Raw genomic sequence first — 21,247 nt, forward strand, 5'->3', positions numbered from 1 at the left:
AATACTGCAGGACTTCATCAGTGAAGGCAAGAAAGCCGACTGGCTCGGCGCTAGAGCTTCGCGCTGGATGTCGTCTCCCTGTTCCTGCCGATGGCCCAGCGGCCCAGACCGACACCGAAGGCCAGGCTGGCGAAACCGGCTGCCCAGCCGGCAGGATCGACGCGACCGAAAGTGTCGAGTGCGATGCCGAAGGCCAGGGGTCCGATGCAGCCACCGGCAAAGCCGATCGCCGAGTAGAGCGCAAGAGCCGTACCACGCCGGTCGCCGGCGGTTTCGCTGACCAGTCCGGCCGTCAACGCTGCCGAATCGAGGTTCATGCTCGCTGCGTAGACCAGCAGCAGGGGCACCAGGACATGCCCCGGGCTGTCGCTCAGGCCCGCGACGACGAGCGCCAGCATGCAGGACACGGGCATCACGGTCCGCAGCCAGTGACCGCGTCCCCAGCGGTGCGCGCCCTCGTTGCCGAGGATGCTCGCTGGAACCGCGAGAAAGGTCGCCAGTGCGGCTACCACTCCCGGCATCGCAGTCCAGGCATCGGGCGACCGGCCGTGACTCCAGACGAGGCAGGCAACGAGCCAGGCGCGAAAGCCGAACAGTTCCCAGTTGTGACCGAAATAGGCGCCGCAGAAGGCGAGGATGCGCCGGTCGCCGAGCACCAGGCGCCAGTGGGTGGCGTGACTGCGCAGCGATGGCGCGCCAGCGGCGGGCGCCACGGCGAACCAGATCAGCAGGACCGACAGGGAAGCACAGACGGCGGCCACGGCAAACAGCACTGGCCAGGCAAGGTGGCGCTGCGCCAGTTCGATCCAGAGATACGACAGGCCGACACCGACGCCGAAGGTGGCCGTATAGAAAGCCGTGCCACGCGACTGGGCGGCCGGCGGCAGGCGGTCGGTCAACGCCTTGAGTCCGGGCATGTAGGTTCCGGCCAGGGCCAGACCGGCGAGCCACCACCAGCCGAGAGCGGCGACGAAGCCGTCAGCGAGGAGCGCGAAGCCCGTCAGCGCGAGCCCGTTGAGGGCGGCGCAGGCGAGATGGATGCGCCGCGCGTCCACCCGGTCAGTGAGGCTCACGAGCAGCGGCACGGCGAGGATGTAACCGAGAAAGTAGACGCCTCCCAGCCATCCGGCAGCGGTTGCCGACAGCGACCAGTCCTGCGACAAACGCGGCAGCAGCGATGGCACCAGCGCGAAGCCGGCCATCGAAAGGATCTCGGCAGCGCAGAACACCAGCACCAGCAGCGCCGACGAGCGGACTCCTGACATCAGATCCGGATGGCCCGAGACGAACTCACCGCTCCGGCGCCGGATCGCCCCAGCGGGGAAGCAGGGAGTGGGAGACCTGCAACTGGTCCAGGATGCGGGCGACGACGAAGTCGACCAGGTCCTCGACCCGCCGCGGTTGGTGATACCAGCCGGGGCAGGGCGGCAGGATGACAGCACCGGCGCGGGCCAGTCGCAGCATGTTCTCGAGATGAATGGTCGACAGCGGCGTCTCGCGCGGCACGAGGATCAGCTTGCGGCCTTCCTTGAGGACGACGTCGGCGGCCCGTTCGATCAGCTTGTTGGCCAGCCCCTGCGCGATCGCCGCCAGTGTCCCCATCGAACACGGGCAGACGACCATCGCATCCGGTGGGTTCGAGCCGCTGGCGACCGGTGCGAACCATTCCTCGCGGCCAAAGACCTCGAGTCGTCCCGGCAAGCCGTGCAGGCGTTCCTGCAACTGGCTGCGCGCTTCGCTGGCGCGGGCCGGCAGTTCGATGCCGAGTTCCTGGCGGGCGACGATCTGTGCCACCTGCGAGTAAAGCAGCTGCACCCGGCAGTTCGCCGCCAGCAGGCATTCGAGCAGCCGCAAGCCGTAGGGCATGCCGGAAGCGCCGGTCAACGCGAGACAGATGGTTTCAGGCACTGGGGGCTCCGTTCTGCGGAATCGCTGGTTCGCTCAGAAGGCGGGCGGCGATGAGGCCGTTGATGACGCCGAAAGCGAGCGCCGCGCAAGCAAAGACGGGCACCAGGTAGAACAGTCCGTCATGCGGGACCAGCCACAGGCGTGCCAGCACCAACTGGCCGCTGATGTGGGCGAAGCTCGCCATGATGCTCCAGCTGACCGGCCCAAAGCTGCGCCGTGGCAGCCGATGCACCAGCGCCAGGGCGGTCAGGCTGCACGCGGCCCCGCTGACACTCATGAAGAAGCCCGGCGAAAGGAACTGCCCGAGCAACAGGCTGCCGGCAAGCACGCGCAGTCCGCTGACCCAGGCGGCGGCAGCCCAGCCGTGGCGCGCCAGGACGATCAGCGTGACGATGTTGGCGAGACCGGGCTTGACTCCCGGCAGGGGCAGCGGGATTGCCGCGTCGACCAGCGACAGGCCGATCGCCGCCGCCGCGAGTTGCGCGATCCGCTGGTCTTCGGGCGTCGCCGTCAGTCTGATCGATCGTGTGCCACCCGCCATGGCGAGGGTCCGCGCGTCAGCCGACGCCCGGGCGCCCGGCACCGATGGCGACGGCGCTCATGGCTCGGATATCGCCCGGCCGCGGGAAATGAAGGCGGCCGAGAATCCCGCCTGGAACCGCGAATGCAGGGCCTCGATCGTCGGCTGCGAGACGGGCACGGTCGCGTCCCACTTGATTGCGTAGTTGGCACCCGAGCCACCGATGTTCTCGCGCTGCTCGACGAACAGCTCGAAGGTTCCGAATGGCGGAATCACTCTTGGCGCGGGCAGCGAGTTGCGCAGAAGGACACCATCGGTGTTGTAGTAGTTGGCCGAGACGACGCGGATCGAGTTGGTCGGATCGGTATTGCGGACACTGACCAGGACCGACAACAGGGTGACGTCCGTCCTGCCGGTGGCGGCGAGATTGCCGTGCCGGATCTCGGAGTAGACCGGTACGTAGACCGTTTGTCCCCTGGTCGGTGGTTCGATGCCCTCCGCCAGAACGGGCGCGTTGCTGGCAACGATGGCCAGCGCCAGCGCGAGTTGGCCGCCCGGATGGGCGCAGCGGCGACGTGGCTGGCGGCAGATGCGGCTGAAGATCATGAGCATTCTCCCTGATGGTGATGGTCGCGGCGGCGTCTGCAGAAGCATGTTGTTTCAGATCAGTCTGACCGTCAGCTCGCCGACTCCCGCCACCACGGCCTCGAGCAGGTCGCCGCGGGCTACCGTGGATACTCCGGCCGGGGTGCCGGTGAAGATCAGATCGCCCGCTTCAAGGCGGACATGGGTCGACAGATTGGCGATGACCTCGGCCACCTTCCAAGACATCTGCCCAAGGTCGCCATTCTGCCGCAGTTGACCGTTGACCCGCAGCTGGATCGCACCCTGTGCCGGGTGGCCGCTGGCGGTCAGCGGAACGATGGCGCCGATCGGCGCACTGTGGTCGAAGCCCTTGGCCATGTCCCAGGGATGCCCCTTGTCCTTTGCCCGCTGCTGCACATCGCGGCGCGTCAGGTCGAGCCCGACGGCATAGCCGAAGACGCAGTCCAGTGCCCGCGCCACCGGGATTTGCGCACCACCGGCAGCGAGAGCGACCACCAGTTCCACTTCGTGCTGCAGGTTGCCGGTCAGCGGCGGATAGGGCACGTCGCCGCCGCCAGCAACCAGCGCATCCGGCGGCTTGCTGAAGAAGAAGGGTGGTTCCCGGCTGTCGGCGCCCATCTCGACGGCGTGGTCGGCGTAGTTGCGCCCGACGCAATAGACACGCCGCACCGGAAACAGGGCATCGTTGCCGATCACCGGCAGGGCGACCCGTGGCGGGGGAGGGAAGACGTAGGTCATGGCGGTTCCTCAGCGGATTCAGACTGGATTGTCGAGGTCGACGAAGCGGCAGTCGAGAGTGAAGCGTTCGGCGAGATGTGCGGCCAGTGCCATGATGCCGTAACGCTCGCTCGCATGGTGGCCGGCGGCCAGGTAGGCGACCCCCGACTCGCGCGCGAGGTGCGTGCTCGGCTCCGATGCTTCGCCAGTCAGGTAGAGATCGACGCCCAGTGCGATCGCCTGTTCGAACATCCCCTGTGCTCCGCCGGAGCACCAGGCGACGCGACGCACCAGCCGTTCGCTGTCGCCGAGCAGCAGGGGCGGCCGCTGCAGGGTGCGCGCAACGCGCTCGCCAAGCTCCCGGGCCGGCAAGGGCAGCGTCAGGTGCCCGAGCCAGCCGAGATCCTGCTCGCCGAAGCGACCGTCGGGAATCCAGTCGAGGTGTCGGGCAAGTTGCACGTTGTTGCCCAGTTCGGGGTGGCTGTCGAGCGGCAGGTGGAAGGCATAAAGGTTGATGTCGTGGCACAGCAGCGTCTGCAGGCGGGTCTTGCGGATGCCCGTGACGCGGCCATCCTCACCGCGCCAGAACCAGCCATGATGCACCAGGATGGTGTCGGCGGCATGCTCGACGGCGGTGTCGAGCAGTTGCTGCGTGGCGCTGACACCGGCGACCACGCGACCGATCTCTGGGCGTCCTTCCACTTGCAGGCCGTTTGGGCAATAATCCCGGAAGCGTCCCGGCTCGAGCAAATCCTCCAGGTAGCGGGTCAATTCTTCGCGGTTCATCCCAAGGCTCCGGTTTTTCGCCCATGCGCAGGCTCTGGCTGATTTTTGCACAAACGGTCACGGTTGGTCTTGCCGTCCTCTTCGTCGTCAGTACGCTGAAGCCCGACTGGGTTGGCCGGGGGGCACCGGTCGGGGCCAGCGTCGTCGCCCTGCGCGAAGCGGCGGCGCCCGCCGCGCCAGCCAGATACGCCTCGTATCGCGAGGCGGCCGACAAGGCGCTGCCGTCGGTCGTCCACATCTTTACTTCGCAGAAGGTCAGGGCGCGCCGCAACCCACTGCTGAATGATCCGGTCTTCAGGCATTTCTTCGGCGACGGCGGTGACGGCGAGCCGCCAAAGACCGCAGGTCTCGGTTCCGGTGTCATCGTCAGTTCGAGCGGCTATGTTCTCACGAATTTCCATGTCGTGGAGGGTGCCGATCAGATCGAGATCGCCCTCAGTGACGGGCGCAACCTGGATGCCCGTCTCGTCGGCAGCGATCCGGAGTCCGATCTGGCGGTCCTGCAGATCATCGAGCTGAAGGGCAAGGATCTGGCTCTGCCGGCGATCACCCTTGGCCGAATGGACGATATTGCCGTCGGCGATGTCGCGCTGGCGATCGGCAATCCGTTCGGTGTCGGCCAGACGGTGACGATGGGAATCATCTCGGCCCTCGGGCGCTCGCATCTTGGCATCAACACTTTCGAGAACTTCATCCAGACCGATGCTGCGATCAATCCGGGCAACTCCGGTGGTGCGCTCGTCGACAGCCAGGGCAACCTGATCGGCATCAACACGGCCATCTATTCGCGCTCGGGAGGCTCTCTGGGTATCGGTTTCGCGATTCCGATCTCTCTCGCGCGCAACGTGATGGAGCAGATCATCGCCACAGGCAGTGTGACGCGCGGCTGGATCGGCGTCGAGGCGCAGGAGATCACGGTCGACCTGGCGGAATCGTTCGGGCTGCCGGATACGAGTGGCGCACTGATTGCCGGTGTTCTGCGCGGCAGTCCGGCCGACGTCGGCGGCATCAAGCCGGGCGACATCCTGCTCGCGGTCGATGGCCGCCTGGTGAAGGATCCGCAGGGCATGCTCGACCTGATCGCCAGTCAGAAGCCCGGTGAAACCGTGGCATTCAGGCTGCGCCGCCAGAATGGCGTGGTCGATGCCAGCATCCGCATCGGCAAACGCACGCCGCAGCGCCGCGAACGCGAGTAGGGGCTGGCGATGTGTCAGCTGCTGGCGATGAACTGCAACGTGCCGACAGACATCTGCTTCTCGTTTGCCGGTTTCCAGGCACGTGGTGGCGCCACCGACGTGCATGCCGATGGCTGGGGCATTGCCTTCTTCGAGGGGCGCGGCATGCGCTTCTTCCTCGATCCGCAGCCTTCAGCCGTGTCGCCGGTCGCCGAACTCGTACGCAGCTACCCGATCCACTCGAAGAACGTCATCGCCCACATTCGCAAGGCGACGCAGGGAATCGTCGCGCTCGAGAACACGCATCCCTTCATGCGCGAACTCTGGGGACGTTACTGGATCTTCGCCCATAACGGCAACCTGCCCGACTTTGCCCCCACTCTCGATGGCAGCTACACTCCCGTCGGTCAGACCGATAGTGAACGCGCCTTCTGCTGGTTGCTGCAACAACTGCGTCGGCGCTTCGGCAGATGTGCGCCTGGCCAGGCTGAGCTGTTCGATGAACTGCATCGCCTGACGCTCGATCTCGGGGCGCGGGGTGCCTGCAACTACCTTCTGTCGAATGGCGACTGCCTCTTCGCCCACTGCTCGACGCAACTGAGTTTCATCGTTCGCCAGGCACCTTTTGCCGTCGCCCATCTTCGTGACCAGGACCTGAGCATCGACTTCAGTGCCGTCACGACTCCCGACGATCGCGTGGCGGTGATTGCCACGGTGCCGCTGACCGACAACGAGCACTGGACGACGATGCCCAGCGGCAGCCTGTGGCTGTTTGCCGAAGGCGCTCCGGTCGGCCATCGCCAGACGATTGCCGGACCCGAGTCCCGGCTGCCTACCTGAAGCGCGGGCCCTGCCGGCAACTGCGCGGGGTCAGGCATCGGGCCTGCGTTCGGCTTGCTCCTGTCGGTCGTTGCCGCCGCTGACCTCGTCCATCTCGGCACTGGACGCCGGTGTCCACTCGCCGTCCCCGCGCCTGAGTGCCGTTGCCGCGGAGCCGTCGTCACCCGCCGTGGGCGCTGGCCGGCGGTGAAGGAAGCGTGCGAGCAGCAGGCCAAGTTCGAAGAGGAGGCAGAGCGGGACCGCCATCATCAACTGCGAGATGACGTCCGGCGGCGTGAAGATGGCGCCGATGACGAAGGCGCCGACGATGACGTACGGACGCCATTCCCTGAGCCTTTCGACGTCGACGATACCGGCCTGCACCAGGACGAGCACGGCTACCGGCACCTGGAAAGTCACGCCGAAGGCAATGAACGTGGTGAGGACGAAGGAGAGGTACTTTTCGATGTCGGTCATCCAGGCAACACCCTCGGGCTGCACCGAGGCCATGAAACCGAAGACCGTCGGGAATACGAGAAAGTAGGCAAAAGCCATGCCGACAAAGAAGAGCACGATGCTGGCGCCGACCAGCGGCAACGCCAGTCGCTTCTCGTGCGCATAGAGCCCGGGCGCGACGAAAGCCCACACTTGATAGAGGACGTAGGGCAGCGCGATGAGGAAGGCGACCATCAGCGCCACCTTCATCGGCACCAGAAAGACGCCGATGACATCCGTCGCGATCATCTGTCCTCCTTGCGGCAGTTTGGCCAGCAAGGGATGTGCCAGCAGCGCGTAGAGGTCCTGCGCCCATGGGGCGAGACAGAGGAAGACGATACCGATTGCCAGCAGGGAACGGATCAGGCGGTCACGCAGTTCGACGAGATGCGAGAGGAATGAATCTTCGGGCAGGTTCATCGTCGGATCAGGCACCCGGCACGGGCTTGCCGCGATCGACCGCTGCTCCATCAGGGTCGGCCAGGAGCGGTGCCACGGCCGGCGAAGGCGCTGCCGCCACATCCGCCTGCGCTCTCTGCAGGTCGCTGCTGGCGGCCTCGGCCGTCATGGTGAGCGCCTGCTTTGCCGCCTGCATCTCGCTGCTCAGACTGTTCTCGACGTTGCGCGCCGATTCCTGGATCTCGCTCTGCAGGCGGCGCAGTTCCTCGAGTTGCATTTCGCGGCTGATGTCGGACTTGACGGTGCTGACGTAGCGCTGCAGGCGGCCGAGCAGGTGTCCGGCGGTGCGCGCGACTCGCGGCAGTCGTTCGGGCCCGATCACCACCAGCGCGACGACGGCGACCAGCATCAGCTCGGAGAAGCCGATATCAAACATGTGCATTCATCCGTGTGGCCGCAGCAATACGAGAGGGCAGTGAGCGGGCGTGCGAGCGGCGTCGCCGCCGCACGATCCCGTTGCGCTCTAGCTGCGGGTCTTCTCCCGAACCTCGCCGTCGATCGTCTGACCGCTCGCCACCTGTGGTGGCGCTGACGCAGGGGCGGCCGGCTCGGCCGGCTTGTCCTCGGCTGCCGCGTCCTTGATCCCATCCTTGAATCCTTTCACGGCTCCACCGAGATCGGCGCCAAGATTTCTCAGTTTCTTGGTACCGAAGATCAGGAGAACGATGATCAGGACCACCAACCAGTGCCAGATGCTGAAAGAGCCCATGTCAGGCCTCCCATGAGGTGAATGTTGATGCCCCGGCGCGCAGCGCCATCCTGTGCCTGCGTGCCATCAGGCGGTCGAAGGCGCCGTCAGATGCGCTTGAGCATTGGCCCCACGGGATCGGGCCCCCCTACGATGTGGGCGTGCAGATGCTGCACTTCCTGATGCCCGATGCGACCCGTGTTGATGATCACGCGAAAACCGTCCGGGCTGCCGTGCTCGGCAGCCAGCCGGTTGGCGACCGCGAGCATGCGGCCGAGGACCGGAATGTCGGCGTCGTCGACCGTCGCCAGCGAAGTGATGTGGCGCTTCGGGATCACCAGCAGGTGCACGGGCCGCGCCGGATTGATGTCGTGGAAAGCGAGGATTTCGTCATCCTCGAAAACCTTGCGCGCCGGAATCCGGCCAGCGACGATGCGGCAGAAGAGACAGTCCTCCATCGCTCAGCCTTTCCGTGACTTCTTCTCGTCGATTCCCGAGATGCCTTCACGGCGCCGCATTTCCTGCAAGACGTCCTCGATCGACAGGCCGTGGAAGGCAAGCAGGACCATGATGTGGTACAGCACGTCGGCCGATTCCCAAACCACATGCAGCCGGTTTCCCTCCTTGCCGGCCATGATCAGCTCGGCACACTCCTCGCCGATCTTCTTCAGGATCGAGTCCGGACCCTTGGACATCAACTGTGCGGTATACGAGGTTTCCGGGTCTGCCCTGCGACGTTCGAGCAGCGTTTCGGAGATCCGGTGCAGCATATCCATGTTCATTTGCCGTATATGTCCCTGGGCGCCCTGATCACCGGGTCGACCGCGACCCAGGCGTTGCCCTGCAGTTGATAGAAGAAGCAGCTCTCGCGGCCGGTATGCCAGGCAATGCCTCCCTGCTGCTCGATCGACAGCAAGAGTACATCACCATCACAGTCGGTACGAATCGCCTGGACGCGTTGCACGTGTCCAGACTCCTCGCCCTTGCGCCATAGCCGCCGACGCGAACGCGACCAGTATACCGCGCTGCCGCTGTCAACCGTTGCCTGCAATGACTCCCGGTTCATGAAGGCGAACATCAGCACCCGGCCGTTCGCCGCATCCTGTGCGATCACCGGCATCAGCCCCCGGGCGTCCCACTGCAACGCATCGAGCCAGTCCTTGCCCGGGTCCAGGTCGCTCACAGCCGGACCTCGATGCCGCGCCCGCGCAGGTAGTCCTTGGCCTGTCGAACCGTGTACTCGCCGAAGTGGAAGATGCTTGCGGCCAGCACGGCGTCGGCGTGTCCCTGCGTGACCCCTTCGGCCAGATGTTCGAGGTTGCCGACTCCACCGCTGGCGATTACCGGGATGTCGACGGCGTCCGCGATCGTGCGCGTCAGCGGCAGGTCGAAGCCATTGCGCGTGCCATCACGATCCATGCTGGTGAGCAGGATTTCGCCAGCGCCGAGTTCCTGCACCCGCCGCGCCCATTGTACGGCGTCGATGCCGGTATTGCGTCGGCCACCATGCGTGTAGACCTGCCAGATTCCGGGCGCCGACTGCTTCGCATCGATCGCCACGACGATGCACTGGTTGCCCACCTTGGCCGACGCCTCGGCGACCAGGTCGGGATTCTCGACCGCTGCGGTATTCATGCTCACCTTGTCCGCACCGGCATTCAGGAGGCGACGGACGTCAGCGACTGAACGTACGCCGCCGCCGACCGTCAGTGGAATGAAGACCTGTGCCGCACAATCCTCGACGACGTGCAGGATGATGTCGCGCTGATCGGACGAGGCCGTGATGTCGAGGAAGGTCACCTCGTCGGCGCCCTGCTCGTCGTAACGACGGGCGATTTCCACCGGGTCGCCGGCGTCACGCAGATCAACGAAATTGGTGCCCTTGACGACGCGGCCGGCAGTGACGTCGAGGCAGGGAATGATCCGTTTGGCCAGTGCCAAGTTCAGTTACCGGTGGCAGCGTGCCGGGCGACGGCGGTGCGGGTCATGCCTTCGCACCCTGATCGGCGGTCGCCTGCGCCAGGGCAAAGTCGAGCGAACCATCGTAGATGGCGCGCCCGGCGATCGTCGCGCTGATGCCTTCTTCCTCGACGGCGCAAAGGCGCCGGATGTCGTCGAGGCTCGACAGTCCGCCACTGGCGATCACCGGGATCAGCAGGGCCTGCGCCAGCTTGACCGTCGCCTCGATATTGATTCCCGAGAGCATCCCGTCGCGCCCGATGTCGGTGTAGATGATCGCCTCGACGCCGTAGTCCTCATACTTGCGCGCCAGGTCGATGACATCGTGCCCGGTCATCTTCGACCACCCGTCGACGGCGACCTTGCCATCCCGGGCGTCCAGGCCGACGATGATGTGGCCGGGAAAGGCGCCGCAGGCGTCGTGCAGGAAGCCCGGATTCTTGACTGCAGCGGTGCCGATGATGACGTAACTAACCCCGTCATCGAGGCAGCGCTCGATCGTGTCGAGGTCGCGGATGCCGCCGCCCAACTGCACCGGGATGTCGTCGCCAACCTCCTCGACGATCTCCTTGATCGCCCGTTCATTCTTCGGTTTGCCAGCGAAGGCGCCGTCGAGATCGACCACGTGCAGGCGCCTGGCGCCGTGCGACAGCCAGTGCCGCGCCTGATCGCGAGGCGAATTGGGGAAAACGGTCACCTGGTCCATGAGGCCCTGTTTGAGTCGGACGCATTGTCCGTCCTTGAGGTCGATGGCGGGAATGATCAGCATGGTGGAGAAGAGAGAATGAGTTGGTACAAATCAGACACGGCGGCTCGCTCAGGGTTTCCAGGCCAGAAAGTTCGCCAGCATGACGAGCCCGGCCGGGGAGCTCTTTTCCGGATGGCACTGCAGAGCGAAGATGTTATCCCGTGCGACGACGCTGGTAAAGTGGATACCATGATGAGTGGTGGCCGCGACACACGCGGTATCCGCGGGTTCGACGAAGTAGCTGTGCACGAAATAGAAGCGGGCGCCGTCGGCGATTCCGCTCCACAGCGGATGCCCGCCCTTCTGCCAGACTTCGTTCCACCCCATGTGCGGTACCTTGAGCCGCGTTCCCGCCTGGTCGACCATGCCGGCTGTCGGGAAGCGCCTGACGCGCCCCGCCATGATGCCGAGTCCCGGCACGTCGCCCTCGTCGCTGTGCTCGAAGAGCATCTGCTGCCCGATGCAGATACCGAGAAAGGGCTTGTTGCGGGCGGCATCGAGAACGGGCGCCCGCAAGCCACGCCGGTCGATCTCGCGCATGCAGTCGGGCATCGCTCCCTGGCCGGGAAAAACGACGCGCTCGGCGGCCAGGACCACTTCCGGATTGGCCGAGACGAGCACCTCGCGGCCGTTGGCGACACGGACGAGAGCCTGCCACACCGAGCGCAGGTTTCCCATGCCGTAATCGACGACGACGATCGCGCCGGACTGTCTGGCGCCATTGGCCATCACAGTGAGCCTTTGGTCGAGGGAACGCTGCCGGCGGCACGCGGGTCTTCTTCCGCCGCCATCCGCAGAGCACGACCAAAGGCCTTGAACACTGTTTCTGCCTGATGGTGGGCGTTGGCGCCGCGCAGGTTGTCGATGTGCAGCGTCAGCGCGGCGTGGTTCACGAAGCCCTGGAAGAACTCGCGGATCAGGTCCACGTCGAAGCCGCCGATCATCGGCCGTACGAACCCGACATGGAAGGAGAGGCCGGGCCGCCCGGAGAGATCGACGACCGCGCGTGACAGCGCTTCGTCGAGCGGCACATAGGCATGGCCATAGCGACGCAGACCGCGCTTGTCGCCCAGCGCGCGCGCCAGCGCCTGGCCCAGGGTGATGCCGATATCCTCGACCGTGTGGTGGGCATCGATGTGCAGGTCGCCACTGGCAGCGATGTCGAGGTCGATCAGCCCGTGGCGGGAGATCTGCTCGAGCATGTGGTCAAGGAAGGGAACGCCGGTGGCGAAACTGCCGTGCCCGCTGCCGTCGAGATCCAGCCGGACATCGACCCGGGTTTCGAGCGTGTGCCTGGAGACTTCTGCTTGCCGCATCGCGATACCATTGCCTGAGGCATGTCGGGTGTTTACGAGTGCGCTCGGCCTGAGGCTTCCGGGCGCCAGCGACCATCGGCGATCTTCCGCTGATCGACGGGGCGCATGATAACATCTCGCGCTTCCCGTGCACCTTGGCCGAGCAGCCTTTCATGAGCAGCTACTGGAGCTCCGTCGTTCATCGCTTGACGCCCTACGTTCCCGGCGAGCAGCCGAGATTGCCGCAGCTCGTCAAGCTGAACACCAACGAGAACCCCTATCCGCCATCGCCCCACGTGGTGGCGGCGATTGCCGGGGAACTGGCCGCCGACGGTGCTTCGCTGCGGCTCTATCCCGACCCCAATGCCGAGCGGCTGCGAGCAGCGATTGCCACTCTTCACGGCAAGTTCGGCATCGGCAGCGAGCAGGTTTTCGTCGGCAATGGTTCCGACGAAGTGCTGGCGCTCGCGTTCATGGCTCTGCTCAGCCACGAGCAGCCGATCCTGTTCCCCGACATCACCTACAGCTTTTACCGCGTCTATTGTGCCTTGTACGGAATCGCCTACCTGACCGTACCGCTGCGCGAAGACTTTCGCATCCGCGTCGAGGACTATTCGGCGGCGAACGGGGGGATCATCTTCCCGAACCCGAATGCCCCCACCGGCTGCCTGCTGCCACAGTTGGCGATCGAGCAGCTGCTGCTCGGGCATCGGCAGTCGGTGGTCGTCGTCGACGAAGCATACGTTGACTTCGGTGGCGAGTCGGCGGTGGCCCTCGTCAATCGACATCCCAATCTGCTGGTCGTGCACACGCTCTCCAAGTCGCGTTCGCTCGCCGGGCTGCGCGTCGGCTACGCGATCGGCCAGAGGCCGCTCATCGAAGCGCTCGAACGCGTCAAGAACAGCTTCAACTCCTATCCGCTCGATCGTCTGGCGATCGTCGGCGCAGTAGCTGCGATCGCCGACGAGGACTACTTCGAGGCGACCCGGCAGGCGGTCATCCGCAGTCGCGAAGCGTTGCGCGAGGCGCTGCTGGTTCTTGGCTTCAGCGTCCTGCCGTCAGCCGCCAACTTCGTCTTCGTTCACCACCCGCAACACGATGCCGGCGAACTCGCGACGCGACTGCGGCAACGTGGCATCATCGTTCGTCATTTCCCGCTGCCGCGAATCGAACAGTACCTGCGCATCACGATAGGCAGCGATGAGCAGTGTGCCGTGCTGTTGCAGGCCTTGCGGGAATTGCTCGCGGCGAGGTGATCACACAGCGGGTTGGCTGCAACCGGGACGCTGGCGCACCACGGCCGGAGTGCGGTGGTGGTGTCCGGTAATCAAGGTTCCGGCGCGGATCCGGAACCTGGAACCGAAATGCTGGTCCGGCTGCAGCAGCTGCAGCGGAGTGTCGCTGTGCGGCGCCGGTCTTGTCGCTGCCCGAGGCGGGCGTGCTAGAATCCGGGCGCGAGGCGGTTCCCGGAAAGTGGCGAACGCCTTGGCCGCAACTCGCGACCGGGTGGGCACCGGCGGCCGAGCGGTCGACTGCCGGCTGTTCGCCAGCTACCCTCTACCAGGGCGTCGTGGAGGCTGTTGCGAGTCTTCGGGTGCGGGCCTGTGGTGCTCTCACAAGCCAAAGCGGCGCCCCGGCTTTCCCATATTTTTCTTCTGAGGTGCAACATGCCGGTGGTCACACTGCCCGATGGGTCGCAACGGGATTTCGCGCAGCCGGTGACGGTTGCCGAGGTCGCGCAGGCGATTGGAGCCGGTCTGGCGCGAGCCGCCTTGGCGGGCAAGGTGGATGGCCGACTGGTAGACACTTCGTACCTGATCAGCAGTGATGTCCGGTTGGGGATCGTCACCGACAGGGATGCCGAGGGACTCGAAGTCATTCGCCATTCGACCGCGCATCTGATGGCCTATGCGGTGAAGGAGCTCTTTCCCTCGGCGCAGGTGACCATCGGCCCCGTCATCGAGAACGGCTTCTACTACGATTTCGCGTTCGAGCGTCCTTTCACGCTCGATGACCTGGCCACGATCGAGCGGCGGATGAGCGACTTGGCGCGTCGTGACCTGCCGGTTCAGAGGGAGGTCTGGCAGCGCGATCAGGCTGTCGCGTTCTTCAAGTCGATTGGCGAGAACTACAAGGCCGAACTGATCGATGCGATACCGGCGGATCAGGTTGTCTCGCTGTATCGCGAAGGGGACTTCGTCGACCTCTGCCGCGGGCCGCACGTGCCGTCGACCGGGCGGCTGAAGGTCTTCAAGCTGATGAAGCTGGCCGGCGCCTACTGGCGCGGGGATCATCGCAACGAGCAGTTGCAGCGCATCTACGGCACCGCCTGGATCAGGAAGGAAGATCAGGACGCCTACCTGCACATGCTCGAAGAGGCCGAGAAACGCGACCATCGCAAGCTGGGGCGGCAACTGGACCTTTTCCACCTGCAGGACGAGGCGCCAGGGATGGTCTTCTGGCACCCGAAGGGTTGGACCATCTGGCAGGAAGTCGAGCAGTACATTCGGCGGGTTCTGGGTGCAAGCGGCTACTGTGAAGTGAAGACGCCGATGATCATGGATCGTTCGCTTTGGGAACGCTCGGGACACTGGCAGAACTACGCGGAGAACATGTTCACGACGGCTTCCGAGAACCGCGACTACGCAATCAAACCGATGAACTGCCCCGGGCACATCCAGATCTTCAACCAGGGGTTGCGCAGCTACCGTGACCTGCCGATGCGACTGGCGGAGTTCGGCTCCTGCCATCGCAACGAGCCATCCGGTGCCCTGCACGGCATCATGCGCGTGCGCGCCTTCGTGCAGGATGACGCGCACATATTCTGTACGGAACAGCAGGTGTTGCCGGAGACGGCGGCATTCATCGACCTGCTGCAGCAGATCTATGCCGATTTCGGATTCACCGAGATTCTCGTCAAGCTGTCAACACGACCGGCGAAGCGCATCGGATCCGACGAAGCATGGGACAAGGCGGAAGCCGCGCTGGCCGAGGCGCTGGCGGCGAAGGCTCTGGCCTACGACCTGCAGCCAGGAGAGGGCGCATTCTACGGGCCGAAGATCGAGTTTTCGCTGAAGGACTGCCTTGGACGGGTCTGGCAGTGTGGCACGCTGCAATTGGACTTCGCCTTGCCGCAGCGCCTTGACGCGCACTACGTTGGCGAGAACAACGAGCGCCAGATTCCGGTCATGCTGCACCGGGCCATCCTCGGATCGCTCGAGCGCTTCATCGGAATCCTGGTCGAGCATTATGCCGGTGCGATGCCCCTCTGGCTGTCGCCGATACAGGCGGTCGTGCTGAATATTTCGGAGAAACAGGCCGACTATGCGAGGCAGGTGGCGGCGGCGTTGCGCGGTGCCGGGCTCCGCGTCGAGGCGGATTTGCGCAACGAAAAAATTACCTATAAAATACGAGAACATAGCATGAGCAAGCTGCCGTATCAGGTCGTCGTTGGCGACAAGGAGGTGGCAGCCAATCTGGTAGCCGTGCGCACGCGCGGGGGTCGGGATCTCGGGCAGATGACGCTCGAGGCTCTGACCGGGCGGCTTCTTGAGGAAGTTGCCGCGCGCAGTGGCACGGCTTGAATTTTGTCGGAAGAAGGAGCGGAACCATCGCACTGCAAAAAGCGCAACGCGTCAACGAGGAAATCAACGCGCCGGAAGTCCGGCTGATCGGTGCCGACGGCGAACAATTGGGAATCATGAGCGTCAGGGCGGCGCTGGCGCTTGCCGAGGATGCTGGCGTGGACTTGGTCGAGATCGCGCCGATGGCACAGCCCCCGGTTTGCCGGATCGTCGATTTTGGCAAGTTCAAGTACCAGGAGCAGAAACGTCAGCATGAGCAGAAGCTCAAGCAGAAGCAGGTGCAGGTGAAGGAAGTGAAGCTGCGTCCGGGCACCGATGAAAACGACTACCAGATCAAGCTGCGCAACATGACGCGTTTCCTCGAGGAAGAGGACAAGGTCAAGGTCACGCTGCGCTTCCGCGGCCGGGAAATGGCGCATCAGGATATCGGTATGCGGCAGATCGAGCGTATCAGGGCTGATCTGCAGGAGCTTGCACTGGTCGAGCAGATGCCGAAGATGGAAGGGCGACAGATGGTGATGGTCCTGACGCCTAACAAGAAGCGCTAGATTGCAGGAGCCACTGCAGGCGACACGAAGGGTCGTGCAGTGTTGAGAAGTGGTGCCGGGTTCGAAGAGCTTCCGTCGGGAGCCACCTGGCAACATGTCATTAACAGGAGCATTCAATGCCCAAGATGAAAACCAAGACAGGAGCGAAGAAACGCTTCAAGATAAGCCCGAGCGGTCGCATCAAGCGCTCCTTTGCCTACAAGCGCCACATCCTGACGAAGAAGGACACCAAGACCAAGCGCCAGTTGCGCGGCATGACCGCTGTGCACGCCTCTGACAAGGCGGTGGTGCGTGCCATGATGCCTTACGCCTAAGGAGACAGACGATGCCTCGAGTCAAGCGTGGTGTAACGGCGCACGCGCGCCACAAGAAGATTCTCGCCCTTGCCAAGGGCTATCGCGGTCGTCGCAAGAACGTCTATCGTGTCGCCAAACAGGCGGTGATGAAGGCAGGCCAGTATGCTTACCGTGATCGTCGGCAGCGGAAGCGCCAGTTCCGCAGCCTCTGGATTGCGCGCATCAACGCGGCTGCCAGGGAACTCGGCATGAAATACAGTACCTTCATGAATGGCCTGAAAAAGGCACAGGTGGAGGTGGATCGCAAGGTCCTGGCTGATCTGGCCGTGTTCGACAAGCCGGCCTTTGCTGCCCTCGCTGCCGAGGCCAAGGCCCGGCTTGCCTCCTAGGCCCGACGAACCTCGGGAAAGGAGGCGCGAGCCTCCTTTTTTCGGTGAAGCATGCACAACCTCGATCAGATTGTCCAGGCGGCCGTCGTGGCTTTTGCTGCGACGGACGACGCCGACGTGCTTGAGCAGATCAAGGCCGGCTATCTTGGCCGGAATGGACAGATAACCGAACTGCTCAAGGCTCTGGCGAAGCTGCCGCCGGACGAGCGCAGGACAACCGGAGCGGCCATCAATCGCGCCAAGGTGAGCGTTGAAGGCGCCCTCAGCGCGCGTCGTGAAGCAATCCGGAGGATGGCTCTGAACGCCCGGCTGGCTGAGGAGGCGCTCGACGTGACCCTGCCGGGTCGCGGGCAGCGACGCGCCGGTCTGCATCCGGTGACGAGGACGCTCGAACGGATAGAGTCCATGTTCCGTTCGATCGGCTTCGAGGTCGCCGACGGCCCCGAGATCGAGGCCGATTTCCAGAACTTCACCGCCCTGAACACGCCCGAGGACCATCCGGCGCGCTCGATGCACGACACCTTCTACCTACAGGACGAGTCGGGAGCGGTTGCCAAGGGTGTGTTGCTGCGCACCCATACCAGCCCGATCCAGGTGCGCTACATGCAGGCGCATGTAGCCCGCCATGCGGCCCTGGCAACGATGCCCGAGATCCGGGTCATTGCGCCGGGGCGGGTCTATCGTGTGGATTCCGATGCGACGCATTCCCCGATGTTCCATCAGGTCGAAGGACTGTGGATCGGGGAGGACGTCAGCTTTGCTGATCTGAAAGGCGTCATCGCCGACTTCCTGCGTCGCTTCTTCGAGAATGACGACCTGCAGGTGCGTTTCCGGCCTTCCTTCTTCCCGTTCACCGAGCCATCGGCAGAAATCGACATGGCGTTCATGAGCGGTGCGCACAAGGGGCGCTGGCTCGAAATCGCCGGTTGCGGAATGGTTCACCCGAACGTCCTGCGTCACGTCAATATCGACCCCGAGCGCTACCTTGGATTCGCTTTCGGCATGGGTCCCGATCGCCTCACCATGCTGCGTTACGGGATCAATGACCTGCGCCTGTTCTTCGATGGCGACCTGCGCTTCCTGCGCCAGTTCGTCTGATGGCGACCGCTTCTCACCGCGACTGGGCATGAAATTCTCTGAGTCCTGGCTACGCAGTTTCGTAGATCCCGCATGTCATGGACAGGAGTTCTCGCACCTGCTGACGATGGCCGGCCTCGAGGTGGAGGAGGAAGAAAGCGTCGCCCCTGCCTTCAGCCGGGTGGTGGTCGCACAGGTCGTCAGCGTCGACCTCCATCCGAACGCCGATCGGCTGCGTCTGTGCCGGGTGGATGTTGGCGCCGGCGATCTGCTGCAGGTCGTCTGCGGCGCGCCGAATGTCGTGGCGAACGGCAAGGTGCCCTGTGCTCTGGTCGGCGCCGAGCTTCCGGGCGGCCAGCAGATCAAGATCAGCAAGGTTCGCGGCGTGGAGTCCCATGGCATGCTGTGCTCGGCACGGGAACTTGGCATCAGCGACGACGCTTCGGGATTGCTGCTCCTGGACCCTGCCGCTCCCGTGGGGGAGGATCTTCGCCGCCATCTCGACCTCGATGATCGCATGCTGACGCTGAAGTTGACTCCCAACCGGGCGGACTGCCTGTCGCTCGAAGGTGTGGCACGCGAGGTTGCCGCCCTGACTGGCGCGCCCGCGAGCTACATCGATGTCGCCGAGGTGGCGGTGGGCATCACCAGTGAACGCGCAGTCGTACTCGACGCTCCAGCCGCATGTCCACGCTACTGCGGCAGGGTGATCGCCGGCGTGGACGCGGCCGCTACGACGCCGTCGTGGATGCGGCGGCGGCTCGAGCGCAGCGGTCTGCGCCCGATTTCGGCACTGGTCGATATCACCAACTACGTGATGCTCGAGGGCGGCCAGCCACTGCACGCTTTCGACAATCGGCAGCTCGCCGGTGCCATACACGTACGCATGGCGCGGGTGGGCGAGACGATCAAGCTGCTCAACGAACAGGCGGTGGAGCTGCGGGATGATGTTCTGCTGATTGCCGATGAGAGACGACCGCTGGCGATGGCCGGGATCATGGGTGGCGAGGACAGCGGCATCACGCTGGCGACAACAGAGGTCTTCCTGGAGGCCGCGTTTTTCGCCCCGAAAGCGATTGCGGGCCGCGCGCGGCGCTACGGTTTCGTCTCGGATGCCGCTCATCGTTTCGAGCGCGGCGTCGATTTCGCTGCGACACGGCGTGCCCTCGAGCGTGCGACGCGTCTGGTTGTGGACATCTGCGGTGGCGTCGCCGGTCCGGTGACGGATGCACTGGCCACCCTGCCGCAGCGGCCCCCTGTCCGTCTGCGCCCGCACCGCGTGCGCAAGATCCTGGGGCTGGATGTTTCGCCCGCGCGCATCGAGGAGCTGTTTCGTCGCCTCGCGCTTTCATTCGTCCGGGATGCAGACGATTTCATCGTCACACCCCCCAGTCATCGCTTCGACATCGAGATCGAGGAAGACCTGATCGAGGAAATCGTTCGCCTGCACGGCTACGAGAACATCCCTGGCGCCTTGCCGCGGGCAGCCCTGTCGATGCTGCCGCAGCCGGAGCAGGCGCGACCTGTGGCGCGCGTGCGGCAGTTGCTGACTGATTGTGGCTATCAGGAAGTGATCAACTTCGCCTTTGTCGAAGAGTCCTGGGAGCGAGACCTCGCCGGCAACGAGCACTTGATTCGGCTGGCCAACCCGATCGCGAGTCAGTTGAGCGTCATGCGCTCGTCGCTGCTGGGCGGGCTGCTGGCCAACGTGGCGACGAATCTCAGACGTCGACAAAGCCGGGTACGTGTCTTCGAAACGGGCCGCTGCTTCTACCGCGATCCGCTGGGTGGTCCTGTTCCTGGGTTCCGCCAGCCATGGAGGCTCGCGGCACTCGCCTACGGCTCGGTCCTGCCGGAACAGTGGGGATGTGCGACGCGCAATGTTGACTACTTCGATGTCAAGGGGGATCTGGAACTTCTGCTCGCGCCGCTTGCTGCTCGCTTCGAAGTGGCCGCACACCCGGCACTGCACCCGGGGCGAAGCGCGCGGGTTCTACTCGATGGGCAGGCGGTCGGCAGCATCGGCGAACTGCATCCGCAATGGCAGCAGAAATTCGAGTTGCCGCTGGCACCGGTGCTGTTCGAGATCGACCTCGATCCAGTGCTGCAGGCTCGGCTGCCGCAATACGTCGAAGGCTCGCGCCAGCCCGTCGTCATCCGCGACATGGCAGTCGTTGTCGACCACGGCCTCGAGTTGCAGGAGCTGCTCGATGCCTTGAGCGCCCACCGACCGGCGATCGTCAGTGACATTCGGCTGTTCGATGTCTACGTCGGGCGGGGTGTCGAGGCCGGCAAGAAAAGCCTTGCCTTCCGCATAGTGATGCAAGATACTCGCAAGACCTTGCTTGAGGCTGAAGTGGACGCCGCCATGCAGCAGTTGGTGGCCTACCTGCAGCAGGTCTTCGCAGCGCAGCTTCGCGTCTGAGAAGGGATGGGAATGACGCTGACCAAGGCGGAACTGGCCGACTTGTTGTTCGACAAGGTCGGTCTCAACAAGCGCGAGGCCAAGGACATGGTCGAGGCGTTTTTCGAGGAGATCCGGAACGCACTCGAACGGGGCGACGGTGTCAAGTTGTCTGGGTTTGGCAATTTCCAGCTGCGCGACAAGCCGCAGCGCCCAGGTCGAAATCCAAAAACTGGCGAAGAAATCCCCATCACCGCGCGGCGGGTGGTGACCTTTCACGCCAGTCAGAAACTGAAGGCCGAGGTGGAGCACACCTACGATGGAAGCGAGTCATAGAGATCCGGCTCCGGAGTCGTTGCCGGCCATTCCCGCCAAACGCTACTTCACGATCGGTGAGGTGAGCGAACTCTGCGGTGTCAAGCCGCATGTCCTGCGCTACTGGGAGCAGGAGTTCGCGCAGCTACGACCGGTGAAGCGGCGTGGCAACCGCCGTTACTATCAACACCACGAAGTCCTGCTCGTTCGACGCATACGCGAGTTGCTCTACAGCCAGGGCTTCACCATCAGCGGCGCCCGAAATCGCCTGGAGGATGCCGAGGTCGAGGCGGCGGCCAAGGCCTCGGCGTTGTCGCTCGAGGAGGTGCGCGTCGAACTACTGAGCATCGCCGAAATCTTGCGACCCTGAGCCTCCGGCTCGTTTTCGGTTATAATCGTAGGCTTGTCGGGGCGTGGCGCAGCCTGGTAGCGCACTTGCATGGGGTGCAAGGGGTCCCG

The 21,247-nt window shown here is 64.4% G+C and carries 27 protein-coding genes; 11 read left to right on the forward strand and 16 right to left on the reverse strand.

What is annotated here, in order from left to right; all coding sequences use genetic code 11:
• Window positions 1–50: 50 nt before the first annotated feature.
• Genes NFW30_RS00295 through NFW30_RS00320 form a run of 6 tightly spaced genes read right to left on the reverse strand, consistent with a single transcriptional unit; the run spans window position 51 to window position 4,537 of the window.
• Window positions 51–1,265 (reverse strand): MFS transporter, encoded by a 1,215-nt coding sequence (locus NFW30_RS00295; protein ID WP_295356457.1) that lies wholly within the window; start codon window positions 1,263–1,265, stop codon window positions 51–53.
• Window positions 1,266–1,290: 25 nt separating this feature from the next.
• Window positions 1,291–1,908 carry a flavin prenyltransferase UbiX gene (locus NFW30_RS00300; protein WP_295356451.1) on the reverse strand — a complete coding sequence of 206 codons (618 nt, stop codon included), beginning with the start codon at window positions 1,906–1,908 and terminating at the stop codon, window positions 1,291–1,293.
• Window positions 1,901–2,449, reverse strand: a complete 549-nt coding sequence (locus tag NFW30_RS00305; RefSeq protein ID WP_295356448.1) for a Gx transporter family protein — start codon at window positions 2,447–2,449, stop codon at window positions 1,901–1,903. Before NFW30_RS00305 ends, NFW30_RS00300 begins: the two co-directional genes overlap by 8 nt.
• Window positions 2,450–2,506: 57 nt before the next feature.
• Window positions 2,507–3,034 carry a DUF3124 domain-containing protein gene (locus tag NFW30_RS00310; protein ID WP_295371599.1) on the reverse strand — a complete coding sequence of 176 codons (528 nt, stop codon included), beginning with the start codon at window positions 3,032–3,034 and terminating at the stop codon, window positions 2,507–2,509.
• A gap of 54 nt (window positions 3,035–3,088) precedes the next feature.
• Entirely contained in the window at window positions 3,089–3,772 is a 684-nt protein-coding gene (locus tag NFW30_RS00315; protein WP_295356441.1) for a fumarylacetoacetate hydrolase family protein, read from the reverse strand.
• A gap of 18 nt (window positions 3,773–3,790) precedes the next feature.
• Window positions 3,791–4,537 (reverse strand): Nif3-like dinuclear metal center hexameric protein, encoded by a 747-nt coding sequence (locus NFW30_RS00320; protein ID WP_295356438.1) that lies wholly within the window; start codon window positions 4,535–4,537, stop codon window positions 3,791–3,793.
• A 23-nt stretch (window positions 4,538–4,560) separates the two neighbouring features.
• Between NFW30_RS00320 and NFW30_RS00325 the strand changes: the two genes are divergently transcribed.
• Together NFW30_RS00325 and NFW30_RS00330 are read left to right on the forward strand one after the other, a co-directional pair.
• Window positions 4,561–5,733: a trypsin-like peptidase domain-containing protein gene (locus tag NFW30_RS00325; RefSeq protein WP_295356435.1), complete on the forward strand. Its 1,173-nt coding sequence runs from the start codon at window positions 4,561–4,563 to the stop codon at window positions 5,731–5,733.
• Window positions 5,734–5,742: 9 nt separating this feature from the next.
• On the forward strand, window positions 5,743–6,552 hold the full coding sequence (locus NFW30_RS00330; RefSeq protein WP_295371601.1) for a class II glutamine amidotransferase: 810 nt from the start codon (window positions 5,743–5,745) through the stop codon (window positions 6,550–6,552).
• A 30-nt stretch (window positions 6,553–6,582) separates the two neighbouring features.
• Here the strand turns inward: NFW30_RS00330 and tatC are convergent, their stop codons facing one another.
• The 10 genes from tatC to hisB form a co-directional block, all read right to left on the reverse strand.
• On the reverse strand, window positions 6,583–7,446 hold the full coding sequence (gene tatC / locus NFW30_RS00335) for a twin-arginine translocase subunit TatC (RefSeq protein ID WP_295356430.1): 864 nt from the start codon (window positions 7,444–7,446) through the stop codon (window positions 6,583–6,585).
• Between the two features lie 7 nt (window positions 7,447–7,453).
• Window positions 7,454–7,861 (reverse strand): Sec-independent protein translocase protein TatB, encoded by a 408-nt coding sequence (gene tatB / locus NFW30_RS00340; protein ID WP_295356428.1) that lies wholly within the window; start codon window positions 7,859–7,861, stop codon window positions 7,454–7,456.
• A gap of 87 nt (window positions 7,862–7,948) precedes the next feature.
• Window positions 7,949–8,194, reverse strand: a complete 246-nt coding sequence (gene tatA, locus NFW30_RS00345; RefSeq protein ID WP_295356420.1) for a Sec-independent protein translocase subunit TatA — start codon at window positions 8,192–8,194, stop codon at window positions 7,949–7,951.
• A gap of 86 nt (window positions 8,195–8,280) precedes the next feature.
• A complete protein-coding gene (locus NFW30_RS00350) occupies window positions 8,281–8,631 on the reverse strand; it encodes a histidine triad nucleotide-binding protein (RefSeq protein ID WP_295356418.1) in 351 nt (116 codons plus the stop codon).
• Window positions 8,632–8,634: 3 nt separating this feature from the next.
• Window positions 8,635–8,955: a phosphoribosyl-ATP diphosphatase gene (locus NFW30_RS00355; protein WP_034893375.1), complete on the reverse strand. Its 321-nt coding sequence runs from the start codon at window positions 8,953–8,955 to the stop codon at window positions 8,635–8,637.
• On the reverse strand, window positions 8,952–9,356 hold the full coding sequence (gene hisI, locus NFW30_RS00360; protein ID WP_295356415.1) for a phosphoribosyl-AMP cyclohydrolase: 405 nt from the start codon (window positions 9,354–9,356) through the stop codon (window positions 8,952–8,954). Before hisI ends, NFW30_RS00355 begins: the two co-directional genes overlap by 4 nt.
• A complete protein-coding gene (gene hisF, locus NFW30_RS00365) occupies window positions 9,353–10,114 on the reverse strand; it encodes an imidazole glycerol phosphate synthase subunit HisF (RefSeq protein ID WP_295356412.1) in 762 nt (253 codons plus the stop codon). Before hisF ends, hisI begins: the two co-directional genes overlap by 4 nt.
• A 43-nt stretch (window positions 10,115–10,157) precedes the next feature.
• On the reverse strand, window positions 10,158–10,901 hold the full coding sequence (gene hisA / locus NFW30_RS00370) for a 1-(5-phosphoribosyl)-5-[(5-phosphoribosylamino)methylideneamino]imidazole-4-carboxamide isomerase (RefSeq protein WP_295356410.1): 744 nt from the start codon (window positions 10,899–10,901) through the stop codon (window positions 10,158–10,160).
• 48 nt (window positions 10,902–10,949) lie between these two features.
• Window positions 10,950–11,609 (reverse strand): imidazole glycerol phosphate synthase subunit HisH, encoded by a 660-nt coding sequence (hisH, locus tag NFW30_RS00375; protein ID WP_295356408.1) that lies wholly within the window; start codon window positions 11,607–11,609, stop codon window positions 10,950–10,952.
• Window positions 11,609–12,196: an imidazoleglycerol-phosphate dehydratase HisB gene (gene hisB / locus NFW30_RS00380; protein ID WP_295356407.1), complete on the reverse strand. Its 588-nt coding sequence runs from the start codon at window positions 12,194–12,196 to the stop codon at window positions 11,609–11,611. The genes hisH and hisB overlap by 1 nt, the downstream gene beginning before the upstream one ends.
• A gap of 152 nt (window positions 12,197–12,348) precedes the next feature.
• On the opposite strand from hisB, the gene hisC reads away from it, so the two are divergent.
• The 9 genes from hisC to NFW30_RS00425 all read left to right on the forward strand — a co-directional run bounded on the left by hisC (window position 12,349) and on the right by NFW30_RS00425 (window position 21,158).
• Window positions 12,349–13,431, forward strand: a complete 1,083-nt coding sequence (gene hisC, locus NFW30_RS00385) for a histidinol-phosphate transaminase (RefSeq protein ID WP_295356405.1) — start codon at window positions 12,349–12,351, stop codon at window positions 13,429–13,431.
• 411 nt (window positions 13,432–13,842) lie between these two features.
• A complete protein-coding gene (gene thrS, locus NFW30_RS00390; RefSeq protein ID WP_295356403.1) occupies window positions 13,843–15,759 on the forward strand; it encodes a threonine--tRNA ligase in 1,917 nt (638 codons plus the stop codon).
• Window positions 15,756–16,307: a translation initiation factor IF-3 gene (gene infC, locus NFW30_RS00395; protein WP_295356401.1), complete on the forward strand. Its 552-nt coding sequence runs from the start codon at window positions 15,756–15,758 to the stop codon at window positions 16,305–16,307. Before thrS ends, infC begins: the two co-directional genes overlap by 4 nt.
• 116 nt (window positions 16,308–16,423) lie before the next feature.
• Complete coding sequence (gene rpmI, locus NFW30_RS00400; protein ID WP_034898199.1) at window positions 16,424–16,621, forward strand: 50S ribosomal protein L35; 198 nt, start codon at window positions 16,424–16,426, stop codon at window positions 16,619–16,621.
• An 11-nt stretch (window positions 16,622–16,632) separates the two neighbouring features.
• A complete protein-coding gene (gene rplT / locus NFW30_RS00405; protein ID WP_295356395.1) occupies window positions 16,633–16,992 on the forward strand; it encodes a 50S ribosomal protein L20 in 360 nt (119 codons plus the stop codon).
• 51 nt (window positions 16,993–17,043) lie between these two features.
• On the forward strand, window positions 17,044–18,090 hold the full coding sequence (pheS, locus tag NFW30_RS00410; RefSeq protein ID WP_295356393.1) for a phenylalanine--tRNA ligase subunit alpha: 1,047 nt from the start codon (window positions 17,044–17,046) through the stop codon (window positions 18,088–18,090).
• A gap of 28 nt (window positions 18,091–18,118) precedes the next feature.
• Window positions 18,119–20,494 carry a phenylalanine--tRNA ligase subunit beta gene (pheT, locus tag NFW30_RS00415; protein ID WP_295356391.1) on the forward strand — a complete coding sequence of 792 codons (2,376 nt, stop codon included), beginning with the start codon at window positions 18,119–18,121 and terminating at the stop codon, window positions 20,492–20,494.
• A gap of 6 nt (window positions 20,495–20,500) precedes the next feature.
• Window positions 20,501–20,809: an integration host factor subunit alpha gene (locus NFW30_RS00420; RefSeq protein WP_295356389.1), complete on the forward strand. Its 309-nt coding sequence runs from the start codon at window positions 20,501–20,503 to the stop codon at window positions 20,807–20,809.
• On the forward strand, window positions 20,793–21,158 hold the full coding sequence (locus NFW30_RS00425; protein ID WP_295356387.1) for a MerR family transcriptional regulator: 366 nt from the start codon (window positions 20,793–20,795) through the stop codon (window positions 21,156–21,158). The genes NFW30_RS00420 and NFW30_RS00425 overlap by 17 nt, the downstream gene beginning before the upstream one ends.
• Window positions 21,159–21,247 lie beyond the last annotated feature (89 nt).

Origin of the sequence: Accumulibacter sp. (genome assembly GCF_023806635.1) — a bacterium.
In the GTDB taxonomy this organism is placed as follows: Bacteria; Pseudomonadota; Gammaproteobacteria; order Burkholderiales; family Rhodocyclaceae; genus Accumulibacter.

Excerpts from the sequence above, each read along its gene's own strand:
- NFW30_RS00330 (WP_295371601.1), top strand. The coding sequence starts at position 5,743 with ATGTGTCAGCTGCTGGCGATGAACTGCAACGTGCCGACAGACATCTGC.
- tatC (WP_295356430.1), bottom strand. The coding sequence starts at position 7,446 with ATGAACCTGCCCGAAGATTCATTCCTCTCGCATCTCGTCGAACTGCGT.
- tatB (WP_295356428.1), bottom strand. The coding sequence starts at position 7,861 with ATGTTTGATATCGGCTTCTCCGAGCTGATGCTGGTCGCCGTCGTCGCG.
- NFW30_RS00295 (WP_295356457.1), bottom strand. The coding sequence starts at position 1,265 with ATGTCAGGAGTCCGCTCGTCGGCGCTGCTGGTGCTGGTGTTCTGCGCT.
- NFW30_RS00355 (WP_034893375.1), bottom strand. The coding sequence starts at position 8,955 with ATGAACATGGATATGCTGCACCGGATCTCCGAAACGCTGCTCGAACGT.
- hisH (WP_295356408.1), bottom strand. The coding sequence starts at position 11,609 with ATGGCCAATGGCGCCAGACAGTCCGGCGCGATCGTCGTCGTCGATTAC.
- pheT (WP_295356391.1), top strand. The coding sequence starts at position 18,119 with ATGAAATTCTCTGAGTCCTGGCTACGCAGTTTCGTAGATCCCGCATGT.
- hisB (WP_295356407.1), bottom strand. The coding sequence starts at position 12,196 with ATGCGGCAAGCAGAAGTCTCCAGGCACACGCTCGAAACCCGGGTCGAT.
- NFW30_RS00325 (WP_295356435.1), top strand. The coding sequence starts at position 4,561 with ATGCGCAGGCTCTGGCTGATTTTTGCACAAACGGTCACGGTTGGTCTT.
- NFW30_RS00310 (WP_295371599.1), bottom strand. The coding sequence starts at position 3,034 with ATGATCTTCAGCCGCATCTGCCGCCAGCCACGTCGCCGCTGCGCCCAT.
- NFW30_RS00420 (WP_295356389.1), top strand. The coding sequence starts at position 20,501 with ATGGGAATGACGCTGACCAAGGCGGAACTGGCCGACTTGTTGTTCGAC.
- pheS (WP_295356393.1), top strand. The coding sequence starts at position 17,044 with ATGCACAACCTCGATCAGATTGTCCAGGCGGCCGTCGTGGCTTTTGCT.
- NFW30_RS00350 (WP_295356418.1), bottom strand. The coding sequence starts at position 8,631 with ATGGAGGACTGTCTCTTCTGCCGCATCGTCGCTGGCCGGATTCCGGCG.
- hisC (WP_295356405.1), top strand. The coding sequence starts at position 12,349 with ATGAGCAGCTACTGGAGCTCCGTCGTTCATCGCTTGACGCCCTACGTT.
- NFW30_RS00320 (WP_295356438.1), bottom strand. The coding sequence starts at position 4,537 with ATGAACCGCGAAGAATTGACCCGCTACCTGGAGGATTTGCTCGAGCCG.
- thrS (WP_295356403.1), top strand. The coding sequence starts at position 13,843 with ATGCCGGTGGTCACACTGCCCGATGGGTCGCAACGGGATTTCGCGCAG.
- NFW30_RS00305 (WP_295356448.1), bottom strand. The coding sequence starts at position 2,449 with ATGGCGGGTGGCACACGATCGATCAGACTGACGGCGACGCCCGAAGAC.
- rpmI (WP_034898199.1), top strand. The coding sequence starts at position 16,424 with ATGCCCAAGATGAAAACCAAGACAGGAGCGAAGAAACGCTTCAAGATA.
- rplT (WP_295356395.1), top strand. The coding sequence starts at position 16,633 with ATGCCTCGAGTCAAGCGTGGTGTAACGGCGCACGCGCGCCACAAGAAG.
- NFW30_RS00315 (WP_295356441.1), bottom strand. The coding sequence starts at position 3,772 with ATGACCTACGTCTTCCCTCCCCCGCCACGGGTCGCCCTGCCGGTGATC.
- tatA (WP_295356420.1), bottom strand. The coding sequence starts at position 8,194 with ATGGGCTCTTTCAGCATCTGGCACTGGTTGGTGGTCCTGATCATCGTT.
- hisA (WP_295356410.1), bottom strand. The coding sequence starts at position 10,901 with ATGCTGATCATTCCCGCCATCGACCTCAAGGACGGACAATGCGTCCGA.
- NFW30_RS00425 (WP_295356387.1), top strand. The coding sequence starts at position 20,793 with ATGGAAGCGAGTCATAGAGATCCGGCTCCGGAGTCGTTGCCGGCCATT.